Raw genomic sequence first — 13,849 nt, forward strand, 5'->3', positions numbered from 1 at the left:
TTATTCATCTCAACACGCGAGGCATTCTGTTCTAAAACATCCCCTTACGAATAACAACGTAAGGGGATTTTTCGTACATTCGAACATGTTAAATCTTTAATACGTAACATTATGATTATCGGAGTACCAAAGGAAATCAAAAACAATGAGAACCGTGTTGGCATGACACCTTCGGGGGTGGCCGAAGTGGTAAAACAAGGGCATCGGGTATTTATCCAACATACAGCGGGAATAAATAGCGGTTTTCCGGATGAAGCATATCAAGCTGTCGGCGCGCATATCCTGCCAACAATAGAAGACATTTACGCCACTGCCGAGATGATCGTAAAGGTGAAAGAACCGATAGTCACCGAATATAACTTAATTAGAAAAGGACAGTTACTATTCACTTATTTCCATTTTGCTTCCGACCGGGAGTTAACTCTTGCCATGCTCTCCAACAAATCAATATGCCTGGCTTATGAAACTGTAGAAGAAGCAGATCACTCATTGCCTTTATTAATTCCTATGAGTGAAGTTGCCGGACGTATGTCTATCCAGGAAGGCGCCCGTTTTCTGGAAAAACCGCAAGGTGGAAAAGGTATTCTTTTGGGAGGCGTGCCAGGTGTTAAACCTGCTAAAGTATTAATTTTAGGAGGTGGAGTTGTAGGTAGCAATGCCGCACAAATAGCTGCAGGAATGGGGGCAGATGTCACTATTACAGATATAAATCTGGCACGTCTGCGCTATTTGAGCGAAACACTGCCGAAGAATGTAAAGACATTGTACGCATCCGAACTAAGAATCAGAAAAGAATTACCGGATGTTGATTTAGTTGTCGGTTCTGTACTGATTCCCGGTGATAAAGCACCACATTTGATTACCAAAGAGATGCTTTCAATGATGCAGCCCGGCACAGTATTAGTGGATGTGGCAATCGATCAGGGAGGATGTTTCGAAACGTCTCACCCGACTACTCACAGCGCACCGACTTATATTGTAGATGGAATTGTTCATTATGCAGTAGCTAATATTCCGGGAGCTGTGCCTTACACTTCCACTCTTGCACTGACTAATGCTACCCTCCCCTACGTAATGGCTTTAGCAAATAAGGGATGGAAAAAAGCCTGCAAAGAGAATCCAGCATTAGCACTCGGATTAAATATCGTAGAAGGAAAAATCGTTTATAAGGCCGTAGCCGACGTATTTGGTTTGAAGTACGAACCTGTCAGCCTATAATTTCACCACAGAGGACACAGAGGACACAGAGGTTTAATCTTTTTAGTAACACAGAGTCTCACGTATTGAGAATCGTATTGATCTCTCTGTTTTACTTACGGAAAGAGAGAGAAGAACTCTGTGTCCTCCGTGTCCTCTGTGGTGAAATAGAAATTATCATTTATCTTTCAAACAAATATTTCTTCTCCACCGCCTGCCAATAAGACTCAACCAATTCGTTCATCACCTCTGCCACCGACTGTCGACGGGATATTATTGCCGAAACCTGACCTATCTCCAGTTCACCTTCTTCCAAGTCTCCTTCAAACATTCCTTTCTTTGCACGTCCTTTTCCCAGCAAGCTTCGTAATTCTTCAGCAGAAGCACCACTATCTTCAGCCTTCTCCACCGCCTCGCGGAAAGCATTCTTTACCAAACGCGTCGGAGCCAGCTTTTTCAATAACAACTTAGTATCTCCTTCACCAAGACTCAAGCAATAATCCTTAAATACCGGACTCGCTGAACTCTCTTCAGTCAGAGCAAAACGGGTTCCTATCTGCACCCCTTCGGCTCCCAACACCATAGCAGCCAATACTCCTTCCCCTGTGCCGACACCTCCTGCAGCTATCAAAGGTAATGTTGTAGCCTCACGTACAGCCGGAATCAAACAGAAAGTTGTTGTTTCTTCACGTCCATTATGCCCTCCGGCTTCGAACCCTTCTGCCACTACCGCATCTACTCCAGCCTCCTCACATTTTACAGCAAAACGGGAAGAAGAAACAACATGAACAACCGTTATTCCACGTTCTTTCAACCACCCAGTCCACGTTTTCGGATTTCCGGCAGAGGTAAAAACAATCTTCACTCCCTCTTCCACCACAATATTCATAATCTCTTCTATCTGGGGATACATCAAAGGAATGTTTACACCAAAAGGCAATTTCGTGGCCGCATTACATTTACGGATATGCTCGCGTAAAGTGTCCGGATGCATGGAACCGGCACCGATCAATCCCAGTCCACCGGCATTGCTCACAGCAGAAGCAAGACGCCAACCGCTGCACCACACCATACCACCTTGAATAATAGGATACCGAATACCCAGAAGAGAAGTAATTCTATTCATAACCAATAATTTATCTATGTGTTAATATACTAAGATACCAATAATAGTGACAGAGCTATATAACAATGCGCCAACATAACAACACACAAATATACTAATTATTCAATTACAAACATTCTCTAGTCAGCACATTAGCGCATTGCTACATCAACACATCATTATAACGCCTTCAACGGGCAATCTGTTCAATTGGTTTATTTATCAACACAGTGGTAGAATCTCCATAAGTTCTCAACACTTCCAATGTGCGGGCACGGTTATCCCGTCCCGTCTTATTCCAGAAATCTTTTGTAAAGACAGCCATCAGGTCAAGTCCGCCGATAGTTCCACCATTGATATACACTCCACTCCCACCAAACAAGGGAATAGGTGCATCCATCACTACCGTGTTCACCATCATTCCGTTAGCACGTTCACCCAACTGACGGAAACGCACCCCACTCGCCTGTATCTCATCCAACGACTTACGCATTCCCTTTGCCATCGGATTGCGTGCCCAGTTTGAATAAGATCTTTGATGGCGTATCTCGTAGAAAGGATCACCCCGCCAGGTATTTTTATCGATCTTTATCTTCTTCTGATAGATGGGATCCCAGTTATAGCGGGTATTCGCTTTATATGGCATCAGAGTCAACATCACTTTCGGTTTAGGCAACGCTTCAGGAAGCGATTCGTCAGGCATCATCCAGCTTTTCTCCTCCGACATCCGGGGAGTACCCACTGCGCTTCCGAAATCAATCGACTTCACAGCATCCATATTTAAATGCAACTCCTGGTCACTCTCCAGCAATTTCTTCAAATGCAAAGAATCTTGCGCCGTCCATACTTGCGAATATGCAAATACAGCGGTCAGGCACAGTGCCATCGTTGTTATAACCCGTTTTAATCCATCCATTCTTTTTACTCTTTCATTACCTATATTTCGGAGCACTTCATATACATTTGTACGTATAAGAGGCTATCTTTTGAGCGTAATAATCCCCCTGTCAGCAGCAAAAGACTACTGATACAAACAAATATTCCCACATGAATGTTTCCTATTTTTTACTTTCCGAAGGCTCCTCCCCCTTTATTACCACCAACGATAACCCGATCCACAAAGCGGCTCATCGTAACACGGATCAATTGTCCATCTCGTTTTCGGATATTGGCGTTCTTCCCACCAACTACGATAACAAGCGGCTGCATCGAGTACTTCCTCATCGGTCAGGAAATAGATTGCTTCATAATTTTCAGCATTCGCCAATACCATTTTGCAACCTAATGACGGAGGTGTGCCCTGACGGATAGATTCAATCACCCAAAGCATACACTCACCCAACCGAATCTTACCGTTGTTCATATTATAAACCGACGGAAAAGAAGGGATAATAGTCAGATCTTCTGCATATTTTAAAAGTTCGGGGATATCCTCTTCCGTGAAATGAGGAACCTCCACCACCCCTTTTTCATTCTTCATCTTGTACGTACCCGACTTCAATTGCTTCACAAAAAGAGCAACATCCGGATTGTTATAATCCATTTCTTCGCTGGTGCATCCTGTAAAGGATACGATCAGGCAAACAGCCATCCACAGCATTAGTAGTGTTTTTTTCATTTTCATAAGGATTAATACGTCATGCGAAGTCCGCAAAGTAAATTAAAATTAGTCGGCCGTTTTGTTCGTACCGTAGCCAGTTTCGAATCTATTTTGAAATGATGCGAAACTCCGGGTTCGGCAAAAACAGCAAGTCGGTCATTAATCTTATAGTTGATTCCAATACCGGCAGTCACTGCCAGCTGGATAGGTTCTTCTTTAAAACTGTTGTCCGGTGCACCGGCAATACATTTATCGGCTATTCCTCCTACAGTAGCGTAAAGGTCGATTTTTTTCGTATCTACCAACGTCACGTTCACTTTAACGGGGATTCCCAGATAGTGCAAGTGCTGCCCTGCAGAACGGAGGTTCGAATAGAGCAATCCGGTTTCTATGCCAAGAAAATCGTTCAACTTACGCTCTACCGTCACCCCTGCGGAAACCGGCATTTTATAAGTACCGTTATCTGCCGGAAGTGCTGTACCCACTTGAACTTTCATCGCCCAGCGATGCTTTTTCACTGCTTTGGGTTGAGACATATCGACATTCGACTGTTCTTCCGAAGCGACAGATGATCCTGTATTACCGTTTGTTGCCTGCCAATAACCATTATGCCCCTGATTACCATATCGGTTGCCATTTCCCGTAGAAGTAGTGGAAGAAAAAGAAAACGACATAGAGAAAGTGATAGAAAGAGAATCTTCTTCCTCCGTATATTGCGACAGCATACCGTAAGATTTCGGAGCCGGTTTCGGCAACACCGGTTCTACCGGCAACGGCAACTGATTGACGCGTATTCCATCTCCATCCATCTGTCCTCCATTCGTCACGGCTATCTTTGTAAATGCTTCTTCCATTTCCTCCTTTGGAGAGAAATACAAGAAAGTAGCCGACGAGGCTGCCAAAACAAGCAATACAGATGCCGCAGCCGCTACACGGAAGAGCAGAATCCGACGACGATGCTGGCAAGCCACAGGAATTTCCTGCGAGAGCTCTTCCCAAAAGCCATCCCGTACACTCATCCCGGCATCAGCGAGACGCGTGCGAAACAGATCGGTTATTTCATCATTTTCTTTCTTCATGATTTCTATACTCTTTAATTCTTTTTGCTAACAAATATTTGGCCCGGTGCAGCTGCGAAGTAGATGAATGCTCTTTAATATGAAGCATCTTGGCTATCTCCTTGTGCGATTTCTCTTCAAACACATAAAGGTTGAAAACGGTTCGGCAACCATCCGGCAATTCGGCAATAAAAGCCATCAACTGCTCTTCGGAGATTCCAGCCCCTCCTCCCGAATCCGATATATCCGGTATATCGGGAAGCTGCTCTTCATGCACTACCAACTGGCTGACTCGCTTCTCCCGTCGCAGGAAATCGAGTGATTGAGTAACCATCACCCGGGTAATCCATGTACAAAGTGAAGACTCACCCCGGAACGAAAAGTTGGTAAAAATCTTGATGAAACCGTCATGCAGTACATCGTGCGCCGCATCCATATCGCCCGTATAGCGGAAACATACCGCCAGCATCTGCTTGGAATAGAGAGTGTAAAGTTCCTTTCGGGCTGAATCCTTTCCTGCCCGACAGCCCTTTATCAGTTCTATCTCGTTTTCCAAAGTCAATTACTTTTTTTAAAATCGAACGTATGTCTGCGTCGTTTGCTCATTAGACGCGAGAGTTTGAGGAATGCTGCAAGGAATATTGCTAAAAGAAGTTAAAGGATAGATAATAATAAACGGGAAAGAAAAAAACGATGAACGATAAACGGTAAATGATGAACAAAGCTGCGCATAATCATGCTACAAAATATCCACCGTTTACTGTTTATCGTTCACCGCTTACAGTTCACCGCTTATTATATACTATCAGCATGCTTTGAAACTCATGTCCAGCCCTTTCACTGAATGAGTCAAAGCTCCTACAGAGATGAAGTCTACGCCACATTCGGCATACTCACGAAGAGTATCAAAGGTGATACCACCCGAAGATTCGGTTTCGTATTTGCCTGCTACCATCTCTACTGCTTTCTTTGTCATTTCGGGAGTGAAGTTATCAAACATGATACGGTCTACTCCGCCGAGATCAAGAACTTGCTGCAGTTCGTCGAAGCTGCGGACTTCTATTTCTATTTTCAGGTCTTTGCCTTTTTCCTTGCAATATTCTTTGGCACGAGTGATTGCTTTGTCGATACCTCCGGCAAAGTCCACATGATTGTCTTTCAGAAGAATCATGTCGAACAGACCAATACGATGGTTTACTCCGCCACCGATTTTCACTGCCATTTTTTCGAGGATACGCATACCGGGAGTTGTTTTGCGGGTATCAAGCACACGGGTATTTGTACCTTCCAATACCTTTGCATATTTACGGGTCATTGTTGCAATGCCGCTCATACGCTGCATCACGTTCAACATCAGGCGTTCGGTCTGAAGTAAAGATTGCACTTTTCCTTCCACTACCATTGCTACATCACCCGGTTTCACTTCTGTTCCGTCATTGATAAATACTTCCACTTTCATGGTAGGATCAAAACGGTTGAAGATTTCTTTAGCTACTTCGATGCCAGCCAACACACCGGCTTCTTTGATAAGCAATTTTGATTTTCCCATTGCCGTAGCGGGAATACATGAAAGGGTGGTATGATCGCCATCACCTATATCTTCTGCAAAAGCAAGATCGATCAACTTGTCGATCAGTTCTTTTTCCTTATTCATTGATCTTGTCAATTCTTATTTGATGTATTAAATATTGATTCTGCACTTTCTTCAGGAAGCAGTTCACACGAAAGTTCCCATTAGTAGTAGCCAACGTACCGATAACGAAACTCGATTCGTCCCGTTTTCCCTGATGGTTCACATTAAATCCGCTGACTTTATTCTTCGTAAAGAATTCCTGCATCGCAGCTGTTGCTTTCTGTTTGTCAACGTTTGTCGAGCGACCTTGGAGCACCAGGTTTACCTTGTCCCCCATATACTTACTTAGCTCTTGCGAGCTTCCTCTTTTAAATGCCGTAATCACTCCTGCCGGTATCTCTTGCGCCATTAGCAACGAGAGGGAAAGAAGCAATGCGGTCATTCCTACGAGCACTCGTTTTTTCATAATTACAAGCTTTTAAGTTGAAGTTTAAAGGCTTAAACTTTCAACTAATGATAGGCAAAGGTAAGCATTAATTGCAGAATAACATAAAAAATGCCTATTTTTGTGCAATAATCAGAATTGTAGACGTATGAAAACAACCTTGCTCGTCGTAGGACGAACCGTAGAACAACACTATATAACTGCTATCAACGACTATATCCAGCGCACTAAACGGTCTATCACTTTTGACATGGAAGTGATTCCTGAATTGAAAAACACGAAGAGTCTTTCAATGGAAGTGCAGAAAGAAAAGGAAGGGGAACTGATATTGAAAGCTCTCCAACCGGGCGACGTGGTGGTATTGCTCGATGAGCACGGAAAAGAAATGCGTTCTCTGGAGTTTGCCGAATATATGAAGCGAAAAATGAACACGGTCAACAAACGACTGGTATTCATTATCGGAGGGCCTTATGGCTTTTCTAAAAAAGTTTATCAAGTGGCACACGAAAAGATTTCAATGTCCAAGATGACTTTCTCACATCAGATGATCCGGCTGATATTCGTTGAGCAGATTTATCGGGCGATGACTATATTGAATGGAGGGCCGTATCATCATGAATAGTAACTTATCTCATATACTATTATAAACGAGACAAAATAGACTTTTTAATTTCGTCCCAAGATACATCCACAAACATATAAGGCATTGGCTCCTCCTCCGCATCTTCAAAATAAGCTAAACTTTTCATAGCCATAAAAGAAGATGAGTCAGGATATTTTTGAGAATAGAAATCCAATAGATTTTTCAATGAATACTTTTTCAACAAAAAGTAAATATCTACAAAATCTTTTTTAGTACCTCTCCCTTCAATAGCAGTAATTTTCATTGCCGCAATATCTCTAGGACTTGCCAAACGTATCCCATCTTTATATACGACATCATCAAGCCAAGGATAAGTATAGTTCACGATATCTATTTTAACCTCATTCAATACGTAAATGTGTATATTCTTAGAATCATTTAAGATAGTCAGTGTCCCAAGTGTTCGCAAAGCTTCCTTCAAATCTTGAGAATCTACATTAATCTGACCAAAAAAATCCAAATCGACCGACTTTCGATGTCCTAATTGCAAAGCTAATGCAGTACCACCGACTAGACGAGTATTACAAAGTACAGGTAACTGTTGCAACTTTTTTAAAAGTTCCAGTGTTGTGGATTCGACCGTTGATAAGTGTAACATCTAAATTGTTCTTTAGGAGTTTGTGAAATGGCAGAAAGATAAGCTAAAGCCCGAGGCTCCAATTCACGAAACCCCTTAGCTATTTCGACGATTCTCCCAAGTCCATAATATTGTTTTACAATATTCCAATCTTGCAACATACCATATTCAAGCACTCTCTTTATTATATATTGTGAATGCTTCTCCATATCCAAATCATCTTTATTGACATCCCAAAAAAGATATGTTGAAAATCGAGTAATATATTCTTCCATTATCTATCGTATTGCAATCCTTAAATATGACAAAGATAAAAATAAAAAATGAATCGAACGCAAGCTAACAGCTATATTTCACAAAACTGTATTATTCTCTTCTTCATAGATTTTATTAAAAACTCTACAAAGTTTTTTTTCATCCGCAATTAGTTGACGAAGTTCTGCCAACCGTCCGGCATTATCCGATTGGGGTATCCATAACTTCAGATACCCTCCTTCTGCATATTTTTCAGTTAGATGTTTCCGAAAACGGGCATATTGCTCTTCTTTATCCATCTCCGGATAATGAGACAGCCCATATTGTACGGTACGGCGTAAAGTAACTTCGGGATCAATAATTCGGTCAGCCTCGGCAACAATCATTCCATAGATTGTTCTGGGAGCCTGTTTATTGGAAGCCCGATGATCTTCTATCGCCTCTTTCATCTGCAACAGCTGCTCATCCGTAAACCAACGCCGCAAAGTTTCGTCGGCTAACAACACTTTGCCGGAGGTTATATGATGAAATTCACGTCCTTCATACAACCCCAGGTCATGATAAGCAGCGATGACATAAACCATCGAATAATCGACTTCATAATGAGTCGCTAATTTCAGACTTTCCTCAATAACCTTTTCTACATGGTCAATTTGATGCGCTTTATCAAAGTTAGTGTATTGAGGGATAATACTTTGCCGAACATAGTTTTGCAATTCAGCAGGCACATGATGAGTCATATTCGATCTTTTTAGCTAATGAATTCTTTTATTTATATTATTCCCGATTCATCAAACGATGTTCTGCCATCTGTTCGAACTTTGTTCCCGGACGACCATAATTGGCATACGGATAAATGGAAATACCACCACGAGGAGTAAATATTCCCGTTACTTCTATGTATTTGGGATTCATCAATCGGATAAGATCTTTCATTATGATATTCACACAATCTTCATGAAAGGCTCCATGACTGCGGAAACTGAAAAGATAGAGTTTCAAACTCTTACTTTCTACCATTTTTATATCAGGAATGTAGCTGATACGTATTTCGGCAAAGTCCGGCTGTCCGGTAATAGGACACAGACTTGTGAACTCCGGGCAGTTGAAACGTACCCAGTAATCATTTTCAGGATGCTTATTATCAAAGGCTTCCAGTACTTCAGGAGCATAATCTTGTTTATACTCGGTTTTTCTTCCTAATAAGGAAAGTTGGTCTTTTAATTCTGTCATTGCACTCATTAACTACAACCTCTACTCTAAACAAAAAAACGCATTTCTTCTTTCACCTATCACCGTCCTGCCTCAAACGCCTTATTCATCAAGGTTTTAGTGGTGAAGGATTCATTTTATAACCTATCACCGCATCTATCACCTATCACCATCAACTCTTATCCTACGTTTGCTTTCTCCTCATCTTACTTGTTACGGTGTGTTTCATTGCCTGAAACAATGTGTTTCCCGCCTTGAAACAAAGTGTTTCATTACTTGGAACAAACTGTTTCAAGTCTTGGAACTTATAGTTTCAAGCGTTAGAAACTTTAGTTTCCTACCGTTGAAACTTTAGTTTCTCACTGATGAAACAACAGTTTCAAGCTGTTGAAACTAATCTAAGCCAATACATTCCGGACAGAAACTACTATCATTTATTAATTAGAACTTACCGGTGACAATAGATGTGACGGCAAAATGTCAAATTTAGCTGCTGTCACTACTTGCTGTCACAAACTAGAAATCTTATAATCAAACATTTATCTACAACAATGTGACAGATGACAGCAAAAAAACGCATTTTAATCTCTATGTAGAGATATTATTGATTCTTACTTTTTAAATACTTTTCCAATCCTTCCCGACGCAATGTACAAGCCGGGCAATGTCCGCAACCATCTCCCTGAACGCCATTATAACAGGTCAAAGTCTCGGTGCGAATCAGTTCCAATACCCCCAGTTCGTCGGCCAATGCCCATGTTTCTGCCTTATCAATCCACATCAAAGGGGTATGAATCACAAATTGTTCATCCATAGCCAGATTGAGAGTTACATTAAGAGATTTGATAAAGGCATCACGGCAATCGGGATAACCGCTGAAATCTGTTTGAGAAACTCCCGTTACCAAATGATTAATACCACGTTCACGGGCATATACTGCTGCGATACTTAGAAAAAACAGATTACGTCCCGGAACAAAGGTATTAGGAACGCTATCTGCAGGTTTTTCCTGATCCATCACCATCGTAGTATCGGTCAATGAATTATGACCTAACTGTCCGATAAAGGAAACATCCATCACATCAAATTCCACTTCCGCTTTCCGGGCTATCTCCCGTGCAAGCTCCACTTCTTTCTGATGCTTCTGACCATAAAGAAAACTCAAGGCATATACTTTCTTAAAGTTGCGTTTTGCCCAAAACAAACAAGTGGTAGAATCCTGCCCACCACTAAACACAACCAATGCTGCTTCTCTATTCATATTCTATATTAAATATCTTTGACTTTCAATACATTATAAGAGATATTGGTGTCGTAAACATCGCTACCGTCTATTTTCTTGATTGCTTTCACCACACGAATTGTCACCGGAAGGATAATAACTTCATACATGGATTTCAGCACAATCTGAATCCCCATCATGATAAGCAGTTCTTTCCAGGCAATAACTCCACCAAAAGCTACCGGGAAAAAAATCAATGAATCGGCAGTCTCACCTACAACAGTCGACCAGATGGCACGGGCCGAAAAGTTACGCCCCTGACTGGCTACTTTCATCTTACTCATCACATACGCATTGAGAAATGAGCCTACCAGAAAAGCCATCAGACTGGCAGCCACAATACGGGGAGCCATACCGAACACAAAATTGAAATGTTCCTCGCCCTCCCAGAAAGGAGCAGCCGGAATGGCAACAGCTATCAACCCAAGAGCAACCACGAAGAAGTTCATGGCAAAACCGCTCCAAATGATGAGCCGCGCTTTCTTGAATCCCCAAACCTCGGCGATACAATCATTAATAATATAAGAAATAGGAAAAACCAATAATCCGGCTGTCACGGTCAGACTACCTACCTGAATTACTTTTGTTTCAAGAAGATTGGCTGCAATGAGACAGACATTAAACAGAATGCCCAGCAGCATAAAGGGTACAGATACTTTTTCTTTCATAATTCCTGTTTTTTACGTGGTGTTCTAGAATACACGACCGCTATTCACGGCATCATACATTTTTTATTCTTTCGGAGTGCAAAGGTAAAAAATAAAACTGGAATTATCACATTCATCTTACCAGAATCTGTCTTCCCGATAATTGAAGAAAAAATAAGCCTCCCTGTCAGTCGTCGTATTCTGACAGGAAGGCTCATCACTTTGACCTTAAAAACACATCACTCAATCAGGCATCCGCATCAAGAGGAGAAGTCTTTCAATTCCTCTTTCAACCGCTTACGGATGAAAAACAAACGGCTCTTTACCGTTCCCATCGGCAATCCTAATTTTTCGGCAATTTCTCTATACTTAAATCCGGCTACAAACATCTGAAAAGGCACTTTCATCTCTTCCGGTATGGAATGTATCACCCGGTACAACTGTTTCATATCATACGTAAACTCGAATCTATCAGCATCTTCATCTTCTATCAGATGTTGTTGATTGATGGAGTAACTATCATCAATCAGGTTCATTTCACGAACTGTGCGACGGTAGTTGTTCACGAAAATATTACGCATAAGCGTATACATCCATCCCTTCAGATTTTTGCTATACGTAAACTTCTCCTGATTATCTAATGCCTGCAACAAACAATCCTGAACCAAATCATTAGCAGATTCGCGGTCTGCCGTCAATTTATATGCGAAGCGATGCAAATCCGGTTGTATCGCTAATATTCCTTGAGTAAAATCAACTTTTTCCATCGTCGTATTTCCTTTATCTAATTAGTACGATACAAAGGTCCGTTTTTTTAGAATCATTATAAATAGCAATTCTTCCGATTAGTTTGGCAATTTTTCCTTTGCCCCTCTCAACCATTTCTTTTTTTAGTTGTTCATTGGGCATTCACCTAAAACTTAACTGATAATGAAAACAAGCTTTAAAATGGTAGCTATGCTACTGGGGATAGGAATTTTCCCCCTCTGTGCCTATGCACAACAGAAGGTAGTCATCGAAGATGAAGAACCGAATTCTATCATGTTTGTTTCGAAAAACAAAGCAGGAGATGAAATCATCCGAATCATGAACGACCGTTCGCAGATGCGTTTCCACGACCCGAATGCTCCCCGTTTCCTGCTAACCGACCAGAAAGGGAAATTTGCCCTGGGTATCGGAGGATATGTTCGTGCAACAGCAGAGTATGACTTTAACGGTATCGTAAATGATGTCGATTTCTATCCGGCATTGATTCCACAACGCGGAAGCGGCAATTTTGCCAAGAATCAATTCCAGATGGACATCACCACTTCTACCCTATTCCTCAAACTGGTAGGACGTACGAAACATCTGGGAGACTTCGTTGTCTACACAGCCGGAAACTTCCGGGGTGACGGAAAAACCTTTGAATTGCAGAATGCTTATGCGCAATTCCTCGGTTTCACGATCGGATACAGCTACGGTTCGTTCATGGACCTCTCCGCACTGCCTCCTACCATCGACTTTGCAGGTCCTAACGGATCAGCCTTTTACCGCACTACGCAATTGAGCTATATGTGCGATAAGTTGAAAAACTGGAAATTCGGTGTTTCGATGGAAATGCCTTCAGTAGACGGTACAACCAACAATGACTTGTCTATCAACACCCAACGAATGCCGGACTTTGCCACTTCCGTACAGTATAACTGGAATAGTAGCAGTCACGTTAAATTAGGTGCCATTGTCCGTAGTATGACCTACTCAAGTAATGTACATGAGAAAGCCTATTCCGCCACCGGCTTCGGTCTGCAAGCATCTACAACCTTCAATATTACGAAGAAATTACAGGCATTCGGACAGTTTAATTATGGAAAAGGTATCGGATCTTACCTGAACGATTTAAGTAATCTGAACGTAGATATCGTTCCCGATCCTGATAATGAGGGAAAAATGCAGGTTCTCCCAATGCTGGGATGGTATGCAGGGTTGCAATACAACCTTTGTCCGAGCATCTTTATATCCGGTACATATAGTTTATCCAGACTTTATTCTGAAAACGGATATCCAAGTGAAAATCCGGAATCCTATCGCAAAGGACAATACCTGGTAGCTAATGCTTTCTGGAATGTAAGCAGTAACCTGCAAGTCGGTGTTGAATATTTAAGAGGATGGCGCACTGATTTCAGTTCCGCAACTCGTCACGCTAACCGGTTGAATATGCTGGTACAGTATTCTTTCTAAATAAACATAGAACAGTAAAACAAAAAAGCCGTCTC

The 13,849-nt window shown here is 41.8% G+C and carries 17 protein-coding genes; 3 read left to right on the forward strand and 14 right to left on the reverse strand.

Annotated elements, in window-relative coordinates:
- Nucleotides 1–111: 111 nt before the first annotated feature.
- Nucleotides 112–1,218 carry an alanine dehydrogenase gene (ald, locus tag CJF29_RS16365; protein WP_099147204.1) on the forward strand — a complete coding sequence of 369 codons (1,107 nt, stop codon included), beginning with the start codon at nucleotides 112–114 and terminating at the stop codon, nucleotides 1,216–1,218.
- A gap of 160 nt (nucleotides 1,219–1,378) precedes the next feature.
- On the opposite strand, the gene CJF29_RS16370 is transcribed toward ald, so the two are convergent.
- The 7 genes from CJF29_RS16370 to CJF29_RS16400 all read right to left on the reverse strand — a co-directional run bounded on the left by CJF29_RS16370 (nucleotide 1,379) and on the right by CJF29_RS16400 (nucleotide 6,999).
- Entirely contained in the window at nucleotides 1,379–2,323 is a 945-nt protein-coding gene (locus tag CJF29_RS16370) for an NAD(P)H-dependent flavin oxidoreductase (protein WP_099147205.1), read from the reverse strand.
- 169 nt (nucleotides 2,324–2,492) lie between these two features.
- Nucleotides 2,493–3,218 carry a DUF4858 domain-containing protein gene (locus tag CJF29_RS16375; protein ID WP_008648769.1) on the reverse strand — a complete coding sequence of 242 codons (726 nt, stop codon included), beginning with the start codon at nucleotides 3,216–3,218 and terminating at the stop codon, nucleotides 2,493–2,495.
- A gap of 177 nt (nucleotides 3,219–3,395) precedes the next feature.
- Nucleotides 3,396–3,920 (reverse strand): DUF4943 family protein, encoded by a 525-nt coding sequence (locus tag CJF29_RS16380; RefSeq protein ID WP_004304253.1) that lies wholly within the window; start codon nucleotides 3,918–3,920, stop codon nucleotides 3,396–3,398.
- A gap of 11 nt (nucleotides 3,921–3,931) precedes the next feature.
- Nucleotides 3,932–4,981: an outer membrane beta-barrel protein gene (locus tag CJF29_RS16385; protein ID WP_099147206.1), complete on the reverse strand. Its 1,050-nt coding sequence runs from the start codon at nucleotides 4,979–4,981 to the stop codon at nucleotides 3,932–3,934.
- Entirely contained in the window at nucleotides 4,965–5,516 is a 552-nt protein-coding gene (locus CJF29_RS16390; protein ID WP_004300758.1) for an RNA polymerase sigma factor, read from the reverse strand. The genes CJF29_RS16385 and CJF29_RS16390 overlap by 17 nt, the downstream gene beginning before the upstream one ends.
- 249 nt (nucleotides 5,517–5,765) lie before the next feature.
- Nucleotides 5,766–6,614 (reverse strand): carboxylating nicotinate-nucleotide diphosphorylase, encoded by an 849-nt coding sequence (gene nadC / locus CJF29_RS16395; RefSeq protein ID WP_004300759.1) that lies wholly within the window; start codon nucleotides 6,612–6,614, stop codon nucleotides 5,766–5,768.
- Nucleotides 6,607–6,999, reverse strand: coding sequence for a DUF4783 domain-containing protein (locus tag CJF29_RS16400; protein ID WP_004326554.1), 393 nt, complete (start codon nucleotides 6,997–6,999; stop codon nucleotides 6,607–6,609). Before CJF29_RS16400 ends, nadC begins: the two co-directional genes overlap by 8 nt.
- Before the next feature lie 127 nt (nucleotides 7,000–7,126).
- Here CJF29_RS16400 and rlmH point away from each other — a divergent pair, with 127 nt between their 5' ends.
- Nucleotides 7,127–7,600 (forward strand): 23S rRNA (pseudouridine(1915)-N(3))-methyltransferase RlmH, encoded by a 474-nt coding sequence (gene rlmH, locus CJF29_RS16405; RefSeq protein WP_061447741.1) that lies wholly within the window; start codon nucleotides 7,127–7,129, stop codon nucleotides 7,598–7,600.
- 19 nt (nucleotides 7,601–7,619) lie between these two features.
- Here rlmH and CJF29_RS16410 read toward each other — a convergent pair whose 3' ends face one another.
- The 7 genes from CJF29_RS16410 to CJF29_RS16440 form a co-directional block, all read right to left on the reverse strand.
- Complete coding sequence (locus tag CJF29_RS16410; RefSeq protein WP_022200187.1) at nucleotides 7,620–8,219, reverse strand: nucleotidyl transferase AbiEii/AbiGii toxin family protein; 600 nt, start codon at nucleotides 8,217–8,219, stop codon at nucleotides 7,620–7,622.
- Nucleotides 8,174–8,473, reverse strand: coding sequence for a DUF6922 domain-containing protein (locus tag CJF29_RS16415; RefSeq protein ID WP_004311349.1), 300 nt, complete (start codon nucleotides 8,471–8,473; stop codon nucleotides 8,174–8,176). Before CJF29_RS16415 ends, CJF29_RS16410 begins: the two co-directional genes overlap by 46 nt.
- Nucleotides 8,474–8,551: 78 nt before the next feature.
- Nucleotides 8,552–9,193 carry an HD domain-containing protein gene (locus tag CJF29_RS16420; RefSeq protein ID WP_099147207.1) on the reverse strand — a complete coding sequence of 214 codons (642 nt, stop codon included), beginning with the start codon at nucleotides 9,191–9,193 and terminating at the stop codon, nucleotides 8,552–8,554.
- A gap of 37 nt (nucleotides 9,194–9,230) precedes the next feature.
- The gene (queF, locus tag CJF29_RS16425) at nucleotides 9,231–9,686 is read right to left on the reverse strand and encodes a preQ(1) synthase (protein WP_004304260.1); all 456 of its coding nucleotides are present in this window, start codon (nucleotides 9,684–9,686) and stop codon (nucleotides 9,231–9,233) included.
- A gap of 580 nt (nucleotides 9,687–10,266) precedes the next feature.
- Entirely contained in the window at nucleotides 10,267–10,926 is a 660-nt protein-coding gene (gene queC, locus CJF29_RS16430; RefSeq protein ID WP_004300765.1) for a 7-cyano-7-deazaguanine synthase QueC, read from the reverse strand.
- Between the two features lie 8 nt (nucleotides 10,927–10,934).
- Nucleotides 10,935–11,615: a queuosine precursor transporter gene (locus CJF29_RS16435; protein ID WP_004321442.1), complete on the reverse strand. Its 681-nt coding sequence runs from the start codon at nucleotides 11,613–11,615 to the stop codon at nucleotides 10,935–10,937.
- Between the two features lie 239 nt (nucleotides 11,616–11,854).
- Complete coding sequence (locus CJF29_RS16440) at nucleotides 11,855–12,361, reverse strand: RNA polymerase sigma factor (protein WP_004300768.1); 507 nt, start codon at nucleotides 12,359–12,361, stop codon at nucleotides 11,855–11,857.
- A gap of 163 nt (nucleotides 12,362–12,524) precedes the next feature.
- On the opposite strand from CJF29_RS16440, the gene CJF29_RS16445 reads away from it, so the two are divergent.
- Entirely contained in the window at nucleotides 12,525–13,814 is a 1,290-nt protein-coding gene (locus CJF29_RS16445; RefSeq protein ID WP_004321443.1) for a DcaP family trimeric outer membrane transporter, read from the forward strand.
- Nucleotides 13,815–13,849: the final 35 nt, after the last annotated feature.

The organism is Bacteroides celer (genome assembly GCF_002632415.2).
Lineage (GTDB): Bacteria > Bacteroidota > Bacteroidia > Bacteroidales > Bacteroidaceae > Bacteroides.

Excerpts from the sequence above, each read along its gene's own strand:
- CJF29_RS16375 (WP_008648769.1), bottom strand. The coding sequence starts at position 3,218 with ATGGATGGATTAAAACGGGTTATAACAACGATGGCACTGTGCCTGACC.
- CJF29_RS16370 (WP_099147205.1), bottom strand. The coding sequence starts at position 2,323 with ATGAATAGAATTACTTCTCTTCTGGGTATTCGGTATCCTATTATTCAA.
- CJF29_RS16440 (WP_004300768.1), bottom strand. The coding sequence starts at position 12,361 with ATGGAAAAAGTTGATTTTACTCAAGGAATATTAGCGATACAACCGGAT.
- rlmH (WP_061447741.1), top strand. The coding sequence starts at position 7,127 with ATGAAAACAACCTTGCTCGTCGTAGGACGAACCGTAGAACAACACTAT.
- CJF29_RS16400 (WP_004326554.1), bottom strand. The coding sequence starts at position 6,999 with ATGAAAAAACGAGTGCTCGTAGGAATGACCGCATTGCTTCTTTCCCTC.
- CJF29_RS16435 (WP_004321442.1), bottom strand. The coding sequence starts at position 11,615 with ATGAAAGAAAAAGTATCTGTACCCTTTATGCTGCTGGGCATTCTGTTT.
- CJF29_RS16415 (WP_004311349.1), bottom strand. The coding sequence starts at position 8,473 with ATGGAAGAATATATTACTCGATTTTCAACATATCTTTTTTGGGATGTC.
- queC (WP_004300765.1), bottom strand. The coding sequence starts at position 10,926 with ATGAATAGAGAAGCAGCATTGGTTGTGTTTAGTGGTGGGCAGGATTCT.
- CJF29_RS16420 (WP_099147207.1), bottom strand. The coding sequence starts at position 9,193 with ATGACTCATCATGTGCCTGCTGAATTGCAAAACTATGTTCGGCAAAGT.
- CJF29_RS16380 (WP_004304253.1), bottom strand. The coding sequence starts at position 3,920 with ATGAAAAAAACACTACTAATGCTGTGGATGGCTGTTTGCCTGATCGTA.
- CJF29_RS16445 (WP_004321443.1), top strand. The coding sequence starts at position 12,525 with ATGAAAACAAGCTTTAAAATGGTAGCTATGCTACTGGGGATAGGAATT.
- nadC (WP_004300759.1), bottom strand. The coding sequence starts at position 6,614 with ATGAATAAGGAAAAAGAACTGATCGACAAGTTGATCGATCTTGCTTTT.
- queF (WP_004304260.1), bottom strand. The coding sequence starts at position 9,686 with ATGACAGAATTAAAAGACCAACTTTCCTTATTAGGAAGAAAAACCGAG.
- CJF29_RS16385 (WP_099147206.1), bottom strand. The coding sequence starts at position 4,981 with ATGAAGAAAGAAAATGATGAAATAACCGATCTGTTTCGCACGCGTCTC.
- CJF29_RS16410 (WP_022200187.1), bottom strand. The coding sequence starts at position 8,219 with ATGTTACACTTATCAACGGTCGAATCCACAACACTGGAACTTTTAAAA.
- ald (WP_099147204.1), top strand. The coding sequence starts at position 112 with ATGATTATCGGAGTACCAAAGGAAATCAAAAACAATGAGAACCGTGTT.